This is a genomic window from Cryobacterium sp. PH29-G1, assembly GCF_030063365.1.
Lineage (GTDB): Bacteria > Actinomycetota > Actinomycetes > Actinomycetales > Microbacteriaceae > Cryobacterium.
Genome location: NZ_JASISY010000013.1, coordinates 1 through 15,255, shown reverse-complemented (window position 1 = coordinate 15,255; position 15,255 = coordinate 1). Strand labels below are relative to the sequence as shown.

Annotated in this window: 17 protein-coding genes; 8 read left to right on the top strand and 9 right to left on the bottom strand. The window is 65.7% G+C overall.

Features of this window, described 5'->3' with window-relative positions; all coding sequences use genetic code 11:
- Nucleotides 1-43 precede the first annotated feature (43 nt).
- A complete protein-coding gene (locus QMK22_RS14255; RefSeq protein ID WP_283498315.1) occupies nucleotides 44-2,881 on the bottom strand; it encodes an FAD-binding and (Fe-S)-binding domain-containing protein in 2,838 nt (945 codons plus the stop codon).
- 279 nt (nucleotides 2,882-3,160) lie between these two features.
- Here QMK22_RS14255 and QMK22_RS14250 point away from each other — a divergent pair, with 279 nt between their 5' ends.
- From QMK22_RS14250 to QMK22_RS14230, 5 genes are all read left to right on the top strand, one after another.
- Nucleotides 3,161-3,862, top strand: coding sequence for a GntR family transcriptional regulator (locus QMK22_RS14250; RefSeq protein ID WP_502857750.1), 702 nt, complete (start codon nucleotides 3,161-3,163; stop codon nucleotides 3,860-3,862).
- A 7-nt stretch (nucleotides 3,863-3,869) separates the two neighbouring features.
- A complete protein-coding gene (locus QMK22_RS14245) occupies nucleotides 3,870-4,349 on the top strand; it encodes a hypothetical protein (RefSeq protein WP_283498314.1) in 480 nt (159 codons plus the stop codon).
- Between the two features lie 81 nt (nucleotides 4,350-4,430).
- Nucleotides 4,431-5,177 (top strand): enoyl-CoA hydratase/isomerase family protein, encoded by a 747-nt coding sequence (locus QMK22_RS14240; RefSeq protein WP_283498313.1) that lies wholly within the window; start codon nucleotides 4,431-4,433, stop codon nucleotides 5,175-5,177.
- Nucleotides 5,178-5,261: 84 nt separating this feature from the next.
- On the top strand, nucleotides 5,262-5,735 hold the full coding sequence (locus tag QMK22_RS14235; RefSeq protein ID WP_283498312.1) for a hypothetical protein: 474 nt from the start codon (nucleotides 5,262-5,264) through the stop codon (nucleotides 5,733-5,735).
- A 24-nt stretch (nucleotides 5,736-5,759) separates the two neighbouring features.
- Entirely contained in the window at nucleotides 5,760-6,206 is a 447-nt protein-coding gene (locus QMK22_RS14230) for a hypothetical protein (protein WP_283498311.1), read from the top strand.
- Nucleotides 6,207-6,256: 50 nt separating this feature from the next.
- Here the strand turns inward: QMK22_RS14230 and QMK22_RS14225 are convergent, their stop codons facing one another.
- Nucleotides 6,257-7,627, bottom strand: coding sequence for a DUF2079 domain-containing protein (locus tag QMK22_RS14225; protein WP_283498310.1), 1,371 nt, complete (start codon nucleotides 7,625-7,627; stop codon nucleotides 6,257-6,259).
- 146 nt (nucleotides 7,628-7,773) lie between these two features.
- Here QMK22_RS14225 and QMK22_RS14220 point away from each other — a divergent pair, with 146 nt between their 5' ends.
- On the top strand, nucleotides 7,774-7,950 hold the full coding sequence (locus tag QMK22_RS14220) for a hypothetical protein (protein WP_283498309.1): 177 nt from the start codon (nucleotides 7,774-7,776) through the stop codon (nucleotides 7,948-7,950).
- A gap of 100 nt (nucleotides 7,951-8,050) precedes the next feature.
- Here QMK22_RS14220 and QMK22_RS14215 read toward each other — a convergent pair whose 3' ends face one another.
- The 5 genes from QMK22_RS14215 to QMK22_RS14195 all read right to left on the bottom strand — a co-directional run bounded on the left by QMK22_RS14215 (nucleotide 8,051) and on the right by QMK22_RS14195 (nucleotide 13,171).
- Nucleotides 8,051-9,538, bottom strand: coding sequence for a dihydrolipoamide acetyltransferase family protein (locus QMK22_RS14215; protein WP_283498308.1), 1,488 nt, complete (start codon nucleotides 9,536-9,538; stop codon nucleotides 8,051-8,053).
- On the bottom strand, nucleotides 9,538-10,557 hold the full coding sequence (locus tag QMK22_RS14210) for an alpha-ketoacid dehydrogenase subunit beta (protein ID WP_283498307.1): 1,020 nt from the start codon (nucleotides 10,555-10,557) through the stop codon (nucleotides 9,538-9,540). Before QMK22_RS14210 ends, QMK22_RS14215 begins: the two co-directional genes overlap by 1 nt.
- Entirely contained in the window at nucleotides 10,554-11,696 is a 1,143-nt protein-coding gene (gene pdhA / locus QMK22_RS14205; RefSeq protein WP_283498306.1) for a pyruvate dehydrogenase (acetyl-transferring) E1 component subunit alpha, read from the bottom strand. Before pdhA ends, QMK22_RS14210 begins: the two co-directional genes overlap by 4 nt.
- 109 nt (nucleotides 11,697-11,805) lie before the next feature.
- Nucleotides 11,806-12,294 (bottom strand): Lrp/AsnC family transcriptional regulator, encoded by a 489-nt coding sequence (locus tag QMK22_RS14200; RefSeq protein ID WP_283498305.1) that lies wholly within the window; start codon nucleotides 12,292-12,294, stop codon nucleotides 11,806-11,808.
- Nucleotides 12,295-12,301: 7 nt separating this feature from the next.
- Complete coding sequence (locus QMK22_RS14195; RefSeq protein ID WP_283498304.1) at nucleotides 12,302-13,171, bottom strand: oxygenase MpaB family protein; 870 nt, start codon at nucleotides 13,169-13,171, stop codon at nucleotides 12,302-12,304.
- Between the two features lie 191 nt (nucleotides 13,172-13,362).
- Between QMK22_RS14195 and QMK22_RS14190 the strand changes: the two genes are divergently transcribed.
- On the top strand, nucleotides 13,363-13,923 hold the full coding sequence (locus tag QMK22_RS14190) for a YceI family protein (RefSeq protein WP_283498303.1): 561 nt from the start codon (nucleotides 13,363-13,365) through the stop codon (nucleotides 13,921-13,923).
- 48 nt (nucleotides 13,924-13,971) lie between these two features.
- On the opposite strand, the gene QMK22_RS14185 is transcribed toward QMK22_RS14190, so the two are convergent.
- Both QMK22_RS14185 and QMK22_RS14180 read right to left on the bottom strand, forming a co-directional pair.
- Complete coding sequence (locus tag QMK22_RS14185; protein WP_283498302.1) at nucleotides 13,972-14,475, bottom strand: phosphotransferase; 504 nt, start codon at nucleotides 14,473-14,475, stop codon at nucleotides 13,972-13,974.
- A gap of 15 nt (nucleotides 14,476-14,490) precedes the next feature.
- A complete protein-coding gene (locus QMK22_RS14180; RefSeq protein WP_283498301.1) occupies nucleotides 14,491-14,751 on the bottom strand; it encodes a phosphotransferase in 261 nt (86 codons plus the stop codon).
- Between the two features lie 293 nt (nucleotides 14,752-15,044).
- Here QMK22_RS14180 and QMK22_RS14175 point away from each other — a divergent pair.
- Nucleotides 15,045-15,255: hypothetical protein (locus tag QMK22_RS14175; RefSeq protein ID WP_283498300.1), on the top strand; the 211-nt coding region annotated here is incomplete at its 3' end.

Here is a 15,255-nt window from a genome sequence, read left to right as displayed (position 1 = left end):
CGAGGTGGGTCGCGAGGTGGCGGGGCATCGGGCCTGGCGGCCTTCAGGCGGGGCGCGACACCTCGTTGAGTAGCTCTAGCACGTGCCGATACGGCGCTTCGGTCGCCCGGGTCATGCCGAGTTCGCAGGTGCGGTTGCACGAAGCGTGCACCGTCGAGTCCAGGGCCACGACCTCCGCGGCCTGCACGCGGGTCGCGGATTCCGTCAGTTCCGGGTGGAGCATGCCCCGGTCCCCGGCAAAGCCGCAGCAGCCCCAGTTCTCCGGTACATCGACGCGGTCAGCGACGGCGGCGGCGACACTCTCGAGCGACGCATTGATTCCCATCCGAGTGGATGAGCACGTGGGATGCAGCGCAAGCGATTCCAGCTTGACGTAGTCGGGGAGGGACGGCAGGATCTGCGCGGCGGCGAATTCGACCGCGTCCATCACCCGTAACCGGATATCGCTCGGGTCGCTCTCGATGGTCTGCCGCAATCCCTCGGTGCACGAGGAGGCGTCGCAGATTATGGTGAGCTCGCCGTCATTGGTGGCCTCGTGCAGCGCCGCGAGGGTACGCGCCCGCATGGCGGCCTGACCGACCGACATGCCTTTGGAGGCCCAGGGCGTGCCGCAGCACAGGTTGTCAATGGCCGGAGGAACCAGCAGGGTGATGTCGGCCCGCTGGCATAGTTCCTCGAAACTGACCTGCACGCCGGGCGTGGCAGCATCCGCCGCGCCGAACATGGTGCTGACGCAAGCCGGAAAATACACCGCGGATGTCGCACCGTGCGGCTTCTGGCGCGCGCGCGAAACCCCGCCGGCGGGCAACTCTCCGGAGTACAGCGGCACCGTGTCGCTACCGAGCACGGCCCGGGCGATCTGGTTGGGGGCCACCACGAGCGGGGTCGGCACCTTCTTCACCACGGTCAGTGCCAGGCTGGCACCCCGGGTCACCGTGTCCCAGTTCTGTGCGGCGACATTCCACAGCGCGTTGGCGATCGGATTTGCGTCTTCTTTGCGCAGACTCTTCACGAGCAGGCCGGTGTCGATATTGACCGGGCACGCGCTCTGGCACATGCCGTCGACCGCGCAAGTCTGCACGGCGTCGTAGTCGTAGTCCTTGGCGAGTTCGGCGACGAGTTTCGTGTCGCCGTCGATGCGCGCCTGCTCGATAGCACGCAACGTCACGATGCGCTGTCGCGGCGTGAGCGTGATCTCCCGGCTGGGGCACACCGGTTCGCAATAGCCACAGGACACGCAGCGGTCGACTTCCGCAGCCACCGCGGGCGTGGACTTAATGTCGCGCAGGTGCACCTCCGCGTCGTCGTTCATGAGGACGCCCGGGTTGAGCATGCCGGTGGGATCGCAGAGACGTTTGATCTGGCGCATGACGTCGTAGAGCTCATCGCCGAACTGGCGGCGAACGTAGGGTGCCATCACCCGTCCGGTGCCGTGTTCGGCCTTGAGCGAGCCGCCCTCGCCGAGCACGAGGTCGACCATGTCATCGGTAAAATTGCGGTACCGATCCAGCGACTCCGTGCCGGCGAAATCATCGGTGAGCATGAAATGAATATTGCCGTCTTTGGCGTGCCCGAAAATTACGCTGTCCCGGTACTGGTGACGCTCGAACAAGGTCGTCAGTTCGATGCAGGTGCGGCCGAGCGCCGGAACGGGTACGACGACGTCTTCGAGCAGCGCGGTCGTTCCCAGCGGTCGAGCGCCGGCGACGGCCGCATAGAGGCCTTTGCGCAGATGCCATATACGGGCTCTGTCGGCTGCGTCGCTGCTGAACCGGGCCGGACTGCTCAGGCCCAGCCCGGCACCGAGTGCCATTCCGGTGGCCTGCAGCTCCCCAAGGTGCGCTGCACTGTCGGCGTGGTACTCAACGAGCAACGTTGCGTGGTCGCGCACGACCAGATCGCGGATGATCGGGGGTGCGTCCGGCAGGCTCTGCCCAACTTTGAGGGAGAGCGCGTCCATGAGCTCGAGGGTCGCCGCTCCGGTATCGACGAGCGCGGGGAGGGCAGCATTGGCCGCCTCCAGATCGTCGAACACCAGGAGGCTGGTGGTGATGTGAGCGAGTATGGGCACGGTGCGAAACACGGCTTCGGCGACGAAGCCGAGCGTGCCCTCACTGCCCACGATGAGGTGCGCCAGGATCTCTGCCGGATGATCATGGTCGAGCAACGCGTTGACGCCGTACCCCATGGTGTTCTTCATCGAGAATTGGTGTTCAATCGTCGCCACGGACGTGGGGCTGGCACGAACCCGCCGGGCCAATCGGAGCAGCCCCTCGTGCAGCTGCGGCTCGAGGGCGCGGAGGCGGGCGTCGGCATCCGTTTTTCCGGTGTCGATGACCGTACCGCTCGGCAGCACAATGGTGAGTGATTCGAGGGTGCGATAGGTGTTGTCCGTGGTACCGCAGGCCATGCCCGACGAGTTGTTAGCGATGACGCCGCCGATGGTGCAGGCTGATTCGCTCGCCGGGTCCGGCCCGAACTTGCGCCCGTACCGGGCGAGCCGGTTGTTGAGAGCTCGCACCGTGACGCCGGGCTGAACTCGAACGCGGGCGCCGGAATCAAGCACCTCGATCTTCTTGAAATTTCGGCGCACATCAACGAGCACGCCGTCGGTCAGGGCCTGACCGCTGAGGCTGGTCCCGCCGGAACGGAACGTGAGCGGAACGCCCTGGGCAGCGCTCGCCGCGAGCAGCTGGCCGACTTCCTGGGCATTCTCGGCCACGACCACCGCCTGCGGGATCAGCAGAAAATGGGAGGCGTCGTGGGCGTTGGCGTGCAGGTCGATGGCTCGGGTTTTCACCCGGGTCGGGTCCGATACGGCTAAGCGCAGCGAATCGAGCAGCGCCGATGCGGCGGTGCGTCGCGAGGAGGTTTTCGGCATTACGGAACCATCCAGCCCAGCACGGGCGTCGATTGCAGCACGAACAGGAGGACAAGCGGTAGGGCGGCGCACACCGCCGAGAGGATCAGGTTTCCGAAGATCGGATCGGTGATCTGGAGGAATGGGTCCGCGGCGAACGGATGGACGGGCCGGGCAATGAAATGAACGATGAGGTCTCCACACTGAGGTTGCGTCGCATGCCGAGGACGGTTCAAATATTGTCTAACAAGTGTTCACGTAAGTCAACACTTCTTGTTGTCTGGTCTGGCAAGATTGATGATGCCGGTTTGTCGGCGAGGAGAGGTGGTGCCCGTGGTTATCCCCGTCGCGGCTATTTCCATCGTGGATGCGATCGCCCATGATTTGCGGGAGCGACTGTTCTCGGGTGGGCTCAGTCCCGCTGCCGCGCTGACCGAAACTGATGTGGCCGGCTCGTACGACGTCGCGCGCCCCACGGCCAAGGCTGCCATCGAACGGCTGGTCGCCGAGGGGCTCCTCGTGCGTGGTGCGCACAAGACCGCCCGCGTGGCTGATCTCGGACCGATAGACGTGCGTGACATCTATCTCGCCCGCGCCTACTTGGAGAGTGAGGTTGTGCGGCGGCTCGCCGCTGCCCGTTCGGTGCCGGCCGAGGCGGTGCGCGCCAATGCCGATATCGCCGCGCTGACCAACGACACCCCGCTCGCCGTCGTCGAGCCGGACATGCGATTTCATCTGAGCCTCATCGACGCTGTGGGCAATGAGCGGATCAGCAAGATGTACCGTTCGCTCGTGAGCGAGGTGCGCTTGTGCATGACCCGCGTGCAAACGCTGAAGCTTCTCGACACCTCCATGATTCACGACGAGCACGAGCGCATTCTCGCGCTCCTCGGCGCGGGCGACGGCGAGGCCGCGGCCCGACTGCTGGATGATCACCTGGCCAGGGCCCGTGAACGGCTCGCCGCGGCACTGGGCGGCACGGCCGACCCCGCGGCGGGTTGAGGCAGACATGGCACACTTTCTCACTGCGTCCACCCGAGCGGCCCTGGACAGGCTGCTGGCCCTCGATGATGATGTCGCGACAGACCCGCTCGACCGGCTGCACGCCATCCGCTCACTGCGAACGGCCCTCGATATCGACCCGGCCACGCTCGCTGCCGTTCGCGGCGCGCTCGCGGCAGGGAGAACGTGGGAGGAGATCGCCGACGCGACGGGACTGAAAGCCCCCGCCGCCAAGTGGCGTTGGGGCGGCAGCGATGACGAAATCGCCGAGCGGCTCGAAGCGGGCCGTAAGAGATCGGCGCGGCCGAGCAGCGTACCGACCGACCTGCCGGGACTTTCGGTCGCCGAAGCCGCGGCCGCGCGGGGGGTCAGCGCCCAGGCCATCTACCTTCAGGTGCGCCGCGGAAGCCTGACCAGCCGCACCGTGACCCGGCCCGACGGGCGTAGCTACAAGCGGGTCTTTCCGGCCGGGACGCCCGACTCCTGAACTTTGTCTGCACGGCCATTCCTCAACTTTGACCCCATTTATGATCCGACCTCACCTCGACCTCAACGGAGACGTCCCACAATGACCGACCTTCCCACCACCCTGACCATTGAACGCCGCGACGACCGGGTGCACGTCGAACTCGACCGGCCCGACGTGCGCAATGCCATCGACCAGACCATGATCGACGAGTTGCACGCCGTCTGCGCCGAGCTGGAGCAACAGCCGCGCATCCTCATTATCAGCGGCGCGAACGGGGTGTTCGCCTCGGGCGCCGACATCGCTCAGCTGCGCGAGCGCCGTCGCGACGACGCACTGCTCGGCATCAACTCCGGGTTGTTTTCGCGCATCGCGAAGCTGCCGATGCCCGTCATTGCCGCGATCGACGGCTGGGCCCTCGGCGGCGGCGCCGAACTGGCCTACGCGGCCGACTTTCGGATCGCATCGACGAGTGCACGACTCGGCAACCCGGAGACGGCCCTCGGTATCCTGCCGGCTGCCGGTGCCCTCTGGCGTCTGGCCGAACTGGTGGGGGAGCCGGTGGCCAAGGAGATTATCCTGGCCGGTCGCATCCTGAGCGCCGCGGAATGCCTCGCCGTGCACCTGGTCACCGAGGTGCACGATCCCGACGACCTGCTGGCCGCCGCGCACGCGCTGGCCGATCGCATCGGCGCGCAGGACCCGCTCGCGACCCGTCTGGCCAAGGAGGTTTTCCACGCGCCGCGGGCGGCGCATCCGCTCGTCGACAACGTCGCCCAGTCCATCCTGTTCGAGTCCGAGGCCAAATTCACTCGAATGGATGCCTTCCTCGCCCGTCGCAAGCGGTAGTCGACCCACGCATCAGGCGCGGCCCGTGCTTGGATGGGGGAGCGCGCCGGTGAATTCCAGGTGTGCGCGTGATCGGGGGGACGCATGACACTGGTGCATAGTTCGGCGCCGACATGCCCGCGCGACGTTGCGGCGGCGGCGACGCTATGGTTGCCCGTACTCGCCGTTGTCGTCACCTGGCTGCTGTGGGTCGACCGCTTGCCCGCCGTGCTGCCACGGCAATGGGGCAGCGACGGGGCCGTGAGTTCGACCATGCCGACCTGGGCGATGGCCGCCTTCGCCGGCGCGGTGAGTCTGGGCGCGGCGATTCTTGCCACCTACTACCTGCGTGAGCGTGCGGCACCGAATCGGCGTCTGGTCTACCTGGGCCTCGGCTTCGCTGCCGGGCTGTCGTCGTGCCTATGGCTGACTACGGGTGGTGTCACCATTGCCGCCGGCTCTGCGGAACCCAGGCTGGGTGCCTGGGTGCTGCTGACCTTTGTGTCGTTTGGTTATGGACTGTTGCCGTTCTTTCTGGCCCGGAAATGGATCGTCCTGCCCGCGCCGGAAGCGGCCTAATCCCGCGAGGAGTCTGCCGCTGGGATGGGCAGATCGATGGGCGCCGACACACTCGCGGCCGAGAGCACCTCGACGTGGAGCGAAACGGTCACGAGCCCGGTCATTGGGTTCGTCGTCGGACTGGTCGCGATCGGCGGGATCATCGCGGAGTCGACCCTGCTGGGCGATAGCAGCCAGAGCTTCTCCGCCACCATCGTGAGCCTGATTGTTCTCTGCGTGGTCCTGCTGCTCATGCTCACCTTCGTGCGGGTTCGAGTGAGCGTTGACCAGCGCGGGCTGCGTGTCAGGTCGTGGCTATTCGGCATCCGTTTGACACAGGTGTCGCTCGATCAGGTGGAGTTGGCCTTCGCCGATACCGTGAGTGCGCTGCGGCTTGGTGGTTGGGGGTATCGCGTGGCCTCGGGGCGCACAGCCGTGGTGATGCGCGGTGGGCCCTGGTTCGGGGCCCACCTTCGGCAACTGGGCCCATGATCTATCAGGGGCCCAGTTTCCGGGCCCGGGCCCGGGCAATTTTGGCGGGACTAGCGGGACTGGGCCACCTCGTAGCCGTCGGCGGCGTAGATGGTCGTGAATGTGGCGTCGGGGTGCAAAGCTCGGCCCACGACCTGCGCCGAGGTCCACTCTGCGGGGAGCCCGCCGGCCTGCAGGTCGATCACGAGATAGTCGGGCACGGGATTCGCGTTGCCGAGCCAGTAGACATCCGTTCGTTCCACGAGAAAGTTCATCAGCCCGATATCGGATTCGACGCTGGCGCCGTCGGGGACGACACGCAGTGCCGCCGTTGCGGCTGCGGCGCGGTCCGTGGAGAAATTGGCCGGCACATCCGTCAGCTTGAACAGTGGCAGCGTTGTGGCGAGCACCAGCGCAGCCACAATCGACACGGATGCCGCCTGCCGCCCGTAGCCGCGCAACCAGCGCCACCCGCTACGGCGCACCAGCACGATGCCATCGAGCGCGGCACCGAAGGCGATCGGCATGAGCACGGCGCTGTACTGCCAGGTGGGCCCCCAATAGCCGGGATTGTCGGACAAAAACCGCCACGCCAGCGTTGGCAGCAGCACGAGCGCGAGGGGCGATCGCACCACGATGAGGCCGCCGGCGACCAGGAGCAGGGCCAGCGTGACGCCTTTCTGAGGCTGCAGCAGAGCAGCAGGGTCAGCCAGAATCCCCGCCGGGTCGATGCTGCTCGAGTAGGCCCAGGCTCCGTTCGGGTTGAGCAGCGGCAAAATAACGAGGCTGGCCAGGGCAAACCAGCTAATGCCCCAGACGGCCAGCCACACTCCGAGGGGTCGGCGACTGCGCACGGCGAGCACGAGACCGAGGGCGGCCACGGTGAGGCCGAGGTCTTCCTTGACGAACACGAGCGGCATCGCCCAGAGCAGGCACGCCATCCACTTGCGCAGCAGAAAGGCGGTCAGCGACAGCGCCAACAACGCTACGGCGAAAGCGATCTCGTGAAACTGCGCCTCAACGGCACCCTGCAGGCCCCAGCTGAAGGCGAACGCGAGCCCGAACAGGGTACCGGTGCGCCGCCCGAGCAGCGTAATTGCACCGAAAGTCAGCGCCGCCGCCGCAACACCAAACAGCGCGTTCTGCACTACCAGCAGTGTGAACGCGTGGGGAAACACGGCGAAAACCGGCCCAAGCAGTACCAAAAGCGGATGAAAGTGGTCGCCGAGCAAGTTGAACCCCGCGCCTTTGATCGTGACGATCGGCGCATCGAATGCCGCATATTGCCGGGCGAGCTGCGTGAAAATTCCGAGGTCCCAGGACGGCGCGGAGAAACTGCGCCACTGCATGGCCGAAAACACGGTGTACGCCGCGATCGACACGAGTCCGACTCCGACCGGGAGCACAAACGGCCGCAGCGTTCCGGCACGAGATCGGCTCATTCGACCACGCTAACGCACCGTGCACAAGCACGGCTTGGGCTGCCCGCCTAATCCTGTAGCAGTACAGGACCTTTGGCCCTGTTCCCGGACCCGGCCAGGGCACAGACTAAGAGGGTGCCACCAACAATTGCACGCTCGGAGATCGCATGACACTCACTTGCCCGTTCTGCCGTTCGCAAGCCCGACTGAGTCCGAATCCGGCTCACGTTGAGCGCAACTCACTTCCCGTTTACATTCTGAAGTGCTCCGGATGCGACCACACCAGCGTGCGGGTCTCCCCGCTGCGCTACCAGTTGGCCGCGCTCAACGTCACGGGCGTCTGAACGAGAAGTCACACCCCGATGCCCGTCGCGGCGCCCGTGCCACCGAAGACGGAAACACCTTCGCACCCCCGATAAAGGTGTTTCCCATCGGTCGGCAGTCCTATAGGTCGGCGAGCAGGCTCACCGGATTTTCGATGCAGCGGGCCACATAAGTAAGGAATCCCGCTGCGGTTCCGCCATCACAGACCCGATGGTCGAACACCATCGACAATTCCACGACGGTGCGCACCGCGAGCTCGTGATTGACCACCCACGGCCGCTCGATCATGCGCCCAATTCCCAGAATCGCCGCCTCGGGGTGGTTGATGATCGCCGCTGAACCGTCGACGCCGAGCGAACCGAAGTTATTCAGGGTGAAGGTTCCGCCGGTGAGCGCACTCGGCGCAAACGTGCCGTCGGCCGATCGTGCCACGAGTTCCGCGAGGGAATCGCGCAACTGTCGTGTGCTCATGGCGTGCGCGTCGTGGATCACCGGAACCATCAGCCCGCGCGAGGTCTGCGCGGCGATGCCGAGGTTCACGACACTGTGCTGCAGAATCTCCTGGCTCGCGGTATCAACGGAGGAGTTGAGCTCGGGAAATTGACGCAACCCGGACAGAACGAACCGCGCGATCAAAGCCGTCACGCTGAACCGCTCGCCGGTCGCCTGGAGCAGCTGATCGCGGGCCGCGAACAGAGCGGTCGCATCGACATCGAGCCAGATCGTGGCCTCGGGAATTTCTTGCCGCGACGTGGTCAGCCGCGCGGAGACGACCTTGCGCAGCCCCGAGATCGGGATGCGGATGGCGGCGCTACCGTCGTTCCGGGTGGCCGGTGTCGTGCTGGCCGGCACCGGCGCGCTGGTGGGGGTCGGCGCGCTGGTGGGGGTCGACGTCGCCGAAACGGTCCGACCGCGAATGTACTCCTCGACGTCGCTGCGCAGCACCAAATCGTTCTGGCCGCTGCCGATCAGCGTGCTCGCATCGAAACCGTTGTCGCGCGCGAGTCGGCGCACGATCGGCGACACGACGGGGGAGCGGCGCGCCGGGTCGAGTGTGCCGGTCGAAGCTGATCCGGTCGAAGTGGATGCTGCCGGTTCAGATCGAGCCGGTTCAGACCGGACCGGTTCCGATCGAGCCGGTTCAGACCGGACCGGTTCCGTTGTTTGCGCCGCATCCGTTGGCGCGGCGACAGGAACGCTCGCAGCGCTCGCGCCGCCGAAGCGTCCGGCGGCGACCCGTCTGGGCGGTCGCGTGCTTTCGGTCGTGCCATAGCCGATGAGAACCGCTCCGGAGCCCTCGGACGCGGCGACGGCAGTCGGCGTCGCAGCCGGGGCAGCAGTCGGAGCAGTGGCCGGAGCGTCGCTCCCCGCCGGATCGGTCACGGTCAGCAGTACCTGGCCGGCGTGAATGATCTGCCCGGGTTCACCGAACAGGCTCGCCACGACTCCACCGTAGGGCGAGGGCAGCTCAACAACCGACTTGGCCGATTCGACCTCGACCACGGCCTGGTCGATAACTATGGTGTCGCCGGGAGCAACCAGCCATGCGACAATTTCGGCCTCGGTGAGACCCTCGCCGAGGTCGGGCAGCAGAAACTCGCGGCTCATCAGGACCACTCCCAGGTCGACAGTGCGGCGAGAATGCGGTCGGGGGTTGGCAAGAAATACTCCTCGAGCTTGGGCGACGGATACGGAATGTCGAAGCCGGTGATGCGCAGAATGGGTGCGGCCAGGTAGAAGAAATTGCGCTCGGTCAGGCGGGCGGCCACCTCGGCGCCGTAGCCGCCGAACTGCGCGGCCTCGTGCACGATCGCGGCCCGGCCGGTCTTGCGAACGGATGCCCCTACCGTCTCGTCATCAAACGGTGACAGGGTGCGCAGATCGATGACCTCAACCGATAGCCCCTCGGCCTCAGCTTGCTCGGCCGTGGCGAGGGCAGTCTTCACCGTCGGGCCGTAGGCGATGAGCGTGACATCGGTTCCGCTTCGCAGCACGACGGCCCGGTTGAGCGGCTCGGTCTGCACCGGCAGGGTCAGCTCGGCCTTGCTCCAATAGCGACTCTTCGGCTCCATGAAGATGACCGGGTCGTCGCTGGCGATGGCCTCACGCAGCATGGAATAGGCGTCGGCCGGGTTCGACGGGGTCACCACGGTCAGTCCGGGGGTCGCCGTCCAGTAGGCCTCGGAGGAGTCGGAGTGATGCTCGACCCCGCCGATGTCACCGGCGTAGGGAATACGAATAACGATCGGCAGCGGAATCTGGCCGCGGGTGCGGTTGCGCATCTTCGCCACGTGCGACACGATTTGCTCGAATGCCGGGTAGCTGAACGCGTCGAACTGCATCTCGACGACCGGTCGCAGGCCGTACATGGCCATACCGATTGCGGTTCCTATGATGCCAGCCTCGGCCAGTGGCGAATCGCTCACCCGGGTCTCACCGAATTCGGCGTAGAGGCCGTCGGTGACCCGAAACACGCCGCCGAGTGGGCCGACGTCTTCGCCGAACAAGACCACTGTCGGATCATCGACCATCGCGTCGCGAATGGCGGCGTTGAGCGCGGCGGCCATCGTGAGGTTTTCCGGCGCGCGCACCTTGGTGCCGGTTTCGAGGGTCTGCTGGGTGCTCATCGGGTGCTCTCTTCGCTGATCAGAGCGGATGCCGCGGCATCGTTGTCGAGTTCGGTGGCCAGGAAGGCGCGCTGCTCGGCCAGGGATGCTCGGGGGGTGGAATAGACATGCTCGAACAGTTCGAGTGGATCGATGACGGCCTGCTCGGTCATGCAGTCTCGGGTCTCGGTGGCGAGTTCTTCGGCCGCCGCCAGAATTTCGGCGTGCAGCTCGTCGGTGAGGGCGCCCTGCGCGACAAGGTACTTCTCGAGGCGCTCAATCGGGTCGCGGCTGCGCCAGAGGTCCACGTCGGCGCTCTTGCGATAGCGGGTGGGATCATCCGAGTTGGTGTGCGCCTCGATTCGATAGGTGAGGCCCTCGATCAGGGTGGGGCCGCCGCCGCTTCGGGCGCGGTCCATCGCAGCCGAGACGACGGCGTACATGGCTGCGACATCGTTGCCGTCGACGTAGTAGCCGGGCATGCCGTAGCCGATCGCCTTGTCCGCGATGGTGCGGCAGGCCATCTGCTTGTCGAGGGGCACGCTGATCGCGAATTGGTTGTTCTGCACGACGAAAACAACGGGGGCCTGCCACACGGCGGCGAAGTTGAACGCTTCGTGGGCGTCGCCCTCGCTCGTTGCACCATCGCCGAGCAGGGTCAGGGCCACGGTGTCGTCACGCTTGAGTTTGGACGCCGTAGCGAGGCCGACGGCGTGCAGTGCCTGGGTCGCGAGCGGCGTGGCCTGCGGCGCGATGTGGAACTTGCGGTAGTCGTAGCCGCTGTGCCAGTCGCCGCGGAACGCCGCGAGAATGTCCTTCGGAACCACGCCGCGGGTGAGCAGCGCAATGCTGTCGCGGTAGGTCGGAAAGAGCCAGTCCTGCGGGGCCAGCGAGGCGACGGCCGCGATCTCGCAGGCCTCCTGGCCGAGCGCCGACGGGTAGGTGGCGAGCCGGCCCTGCCGCGTCAGGGCGGTGACCTGCACGTCGAAACGGCGCGCCATGACCATCTGGCGGTAGAGGCCGAGCAGCGTTTCAACCGGCGGGAGGGTGAAACCGCCGCTCTCACTTTCGGCAACCGCGTGACCGGTGTCGTCTATCAAACGGAGGGGTGGGGGTGCCAGCACGGCGGTCAGCGGCGTGCTCTCAACATTGAGGCTCATGAGCCAATGGTGCGCCCTTTTCGGGACCGCTGCGGCACTTTTTCGCAGTTGTGAACGAATGGCCGAACAGATGCCGGACGGCGACCAATCGGTCGTTTTGAAACGCCGTTTATTGCCACGCGTCCGGAGTAGCGCCGGGCGCGTGCCCCATGATTTCGTCGAGGATGAGGTGCGACCGGGTAGAAATCACTCCGGGCATCGTGTGGATATCGCGCAGGATGGCCTGGCTGAGCTGTTCGTGGTCTGGGGCGCTCACCGTGAGAATAATGTCGATATCACCGCTCACAGCCTGTGCTTTCTCCACGAAGGGGAGTTCGGCCAGTTGTGCGGCGATCTCACCCCAGGCAACATCGCCGATCTTCACGACCACAAGCGCAGAAACGTTGAGTCCGAGCGCCTTGCGGTCAGTTTGCACGCCGAACCCGGTGATCACACCGTGGCTGATCAGCTTCTGCACTCGGGTATGGGCAGCGGTGCGGGAGATGTGCACCTGCAGGGCCAGTTGTCGCATCGAGAGTCGGGCGTCGCGGCTGAGTTCAGCGATGATCTGGCGATCGGTGCTGTCGAGCCCGGGGTGGGGTGTCTGCGGCTGCGTCATTTCACTCTCACCCTACGGGAGCGGGAGGGGAAGCGTGCAGCCGGCGCAGATAGTGATTCTTCGGCCAGTGTCGCAGTACCCGTGGCAGACGCGGATAAATCAAGCGGATGCCGCCCAGCACTCGATCGAAGCGACGCTGGCGCCGCGCCGACCAGGGAAAGTCGAAGAGCTCCCGAACGTGTGGTGGCAAGAGTCCGGCCGTGACCAGGCGGGCGAGCGGCAGCGCCGCGCGGTACCAGAACGGCGCGGTGCGCGAGTGCAACAGCTCATGCGCGACCGCGCGGGTGGCGGCATCCGTTGTGAGGAGCGCCAACTGTTCGTTCCAGTACCGACGGAACGCGGCACGATCCTCGGGCCAGAGTTGCGGCGGCACCTGGAGCGATGTGCCCAGCCGAGAATATTCGCGGTAGATGTCGTCGGCCGTGTCGTCGTCGAGTGGGCCGTAAAGGAGGCCATGCAGGTGGGTGGCCGATTCGTACAGCGTGGCGGCGACCCACAACTGCAGTTCGGGGGTGAACGCGTTGTACGCGGGGCTCGTGCCGTTGGAGTGCACCGGAACGTGCGCGTGGTTGACCCGCCGGGCGGCCGTCGCGGCCAGGGCGGCATCGCCGAAGACGATCGCATAGACGTAGCTGAGTGTGCCGTTGAGCCGGTCGAGTGGTCGCAGGCCAAAGTGGCTGTGATCGGCGACGCCGTGTCCGATCGCCGGGTTGGCCAGTTGCAGCAGGATGGCTCGGCCTCCGGCAGCGATGAGGATGCCTTCGCCGGCGACGGCCTGCGCCTTGTGGTTGCGCGCGGATGTGCGCGGTGCGGATGTGGGCGCTGTGCTCGATGTGGACGCGTTGGGCGTGCGCTTGCTTGACCGTTGTGTACTCACGGTTACCTCCCAATCAACACGCAGAACCCCATGACAGATTGAGCCTATTCGGTCGGCCTGAGTTTCGGCCCGGTCTGGACGTCCGCGTCGGGTTCGATGAATTTTTGCTTTTGGGGAATACGGCCGTCTTCTATGCGCTTGCATGTACCCGAGGGCGACAATTTGGGGCCCGCACACTTGAGGAGAATTTTATGAGCGCGACCACCGCAACGAGCATCCCGGGCTACAAGGCCGGAACTTGGACCATCGACAAGACGCACAGCTCGGTGAGCTTCAGCATCCGCCACATAGTCATCAGCAAGGTCAAGGGCACCTTCGATGACTTCGACGCCACCTTCGTGACCGGCGAAAACCCGCTCGAGGCCAGCGTTACCGCCTCCGCCAAGGTTGTTTCGATCAACACCAACGAGGCCAACCGCGACGGCCACCTGCGCACCGGCGACTTCTTTGACGCCGAGACCTACCCGACCATCGATTTCGCATCGACCGGCGTGCGCGAGGTCAAGGGCGAGTTCCTCGTCGACGGCAACATCACCATCAAGGGCGTCACCAAGCCGGCCACCTTCGAGTTCGAGTTCGGCGGCTTCGGCAACGACCCGTACGGCAACTACAAGTTCGGTGCCACGGCCAAGACCGAGGTCAACCGCGAAGACTTCGGTCTCACCTACAACGCTGCCCTTGAAACCGGCGGCATGCTGCTCGGTGACAAGGTCACCATCACCCTCGAACTGCAGGCCGCGCTCAACGCGTAACCCGAAATCTTGTAAGCAGGGCTCCACGTCGGTGGGGCCCTGCTTCGTTTAGCCGACCATGGAGAACGGACAGGGGATCTCGAGCATCCACTCGGTCAACCGAAGGCGCAGCTCGGGCCCGTCCAGGTCGGAACGACCGAGATCCTGATAATTGGGCGCCCAGGTGTCCACCCGGAAAAAGGCCGTCATCGCTGCGAAATAATCCCCCCGGGCCACATCGGGCGTGGGGGAGCCGGCGGCAGTGTCGTAGGCGCGCGTGAACACGTTGGCCATGGCCTCGTCGTAAAGAAATACGAGGTCCTGCCGGCACCAGGCCAAATCGTAGCCGCGGGGAACCCGCCCAGCGCCGGACCAATCCACGATCCCGGTCAGTCGTTCGTGCAGCCAGAGCGTATTGCCGGACCAGAAATCGTCGTGCGTGACCGCCCGGGGTGCATTATCAAGCTCTCGCCACACCGCGAGCAGCGGTGAATCGGCCGAGGGTGGAGCGAAGAGCTCGGGGAGACCCGGCTCGACGGCGAGAGAGTGGATGCGTGCCAGCGCGCGCCCCAACTGTTCGACGAAATTCTACGGGTTGTGCGGTGTAATGCAAGCGCTGCGGGGCAGGAGCGTGGTGAGGATGAGCGGATATCCGGTCTGCTGTCCGTCGGGGTCGGCGGCGACCAGCCCAGGTGCCAGATCTCCGAGGTCACCCAGCCCCGTGAGTACCGGGATCTCACGGCGCACGGCGACGTCACCCGGGTCAAACTCTCGCAACACGTACTCGGTGCCGGCGGGCGTTTCGACAACGTTGGTTCTGGCGTGTGTGCCGCCGGGCAGGGTACGCACCGAGCGCAATCGGGCAACGGCGAGGTGCCGGGTGGCCCACTCCAGCGCGATGGGCGAGGGGGATGAGGGCGCATTTCCTCACGCTACGCGCTGTTTTTGTTCTCCGGCACGCGCCTGCTGGACGCGGCGAACCGTGACGATACCGTTGGCCCCCATCGGGGGAACCGCGAAACTGCCGTCTCCGCCGTTTAGGAGACATTTCTTTGGGTATTCTTTGGTGGATTTGGGCGGTTTCGTGCTTGTAAGCATGATTTTTCCTCGGGAATGTCGGTGGTCGGGTGTTGGGTTGAATCATGAACAACGTGGCGGTCGAGCCCCCGGTGGGACTCGCGGTAGGGCTCGCGGTAGAGCTCACTCGGGCGGCGGCTGCTGTGGCTGCGCTCGGTGGGTCCAGTGCCGAGTTCGCCGGGCTGTCTGATGCGCAGGTGCTTACGGCGCGCGGTCCGATTGCTGATCTGTTGCGGTTGAGCAATACGGTGGCGGCGTTGTTGGCGGGCACGATTG

Coding starts and splice junctions, on each gene's coding strand:
- QMK22_RS14255 (WP_283498315.1), bottom strand. CDS start 2,881: ATGCCGAAAACCTCCTCGCGACGCACCGCCGCATCGGCGCTGCTCGAT.
- QMK22_RS14250 (WP_502857750.1), top strand. CDS start 3,161: ATGCCGGTTTGTCGGCGAGGAGAGGTGGTGCCCGTGGTTATCCCCGTC.
- QMK22_RS14245 (WP_283498314.1), top strand. CDS start 3,870: ATGGCACACTTTCTCACTGCGTCCACCCGAGCGGCCCTGGACAGGCTG.
- QMK22_RS14240 (WP_283498313.1), top strand. CDS start 4,431: ATGACCGACCTTCCCACCACCCTGACCATTGAACGCCGCGACGACCGG.
- QMK22_RS14235 (WP_283498312.1), top strand. CDS start 5,262: ATGACACTGGTGCATAGTTCGGCGCCGACATGCCCGCGCGACGTTGCG.
- QMK22_RS14230 (WP_283498311.1), top strand. CDS start 5,760: ATGGGCAGATCGATGGGCGCCGACACACTCGCGGCCGAGAGCACCTCG.
- QMK22_RS14225 (WP_283498310.1), bottom strand. CDS start 7,627: ATGAGCCGATCTCGTGCCGGAACGCTGCGGCCGTTTGTGCTCCCGGTC.
- QMK22_RS14220 (WP_283498309.1), top strand. CDS start 7,774: ATGACACTCACTTGCCCGTTCTGCCGTTCGCAAGCCCGACTGAGTCCG.
- QMK22_RS14215 (WP_283498308.1), bottom strand. CDS start 9,538: ATGAGCCGCGAGTTTCTGCTGCCCGACCTCGGCGAGGGTCTCACCGAG.
- QMK22_RS14210 (WP_283498307.1), bottom strand. CDS start 10,557: ATGAGCACCCAGCAGACCCTCGAAACCGGCACCAAGGTGCGCGCGCCG.
- pdhA (WP_283498306.1), bottom strand. CDS start 11,696: ATGAGCCTCAATGTTGAGAGCACGCCGCTGACCGCCGTGCTGGCACCC.
- QMK22_RS14200 (WP_283498305.1), bottom strand. CDS start 12,294: ATGACGCAGCCGCAGACACCCCACCCCGGGCTCGACAGCACCGATCGC.
- QMK22_RS14190 (WP_283498303.1), top strand. CDS start 13,363: ATGAGCGCGACCACCGCAACGAGCATCCCGGGCTACAAGGCCGGAACT.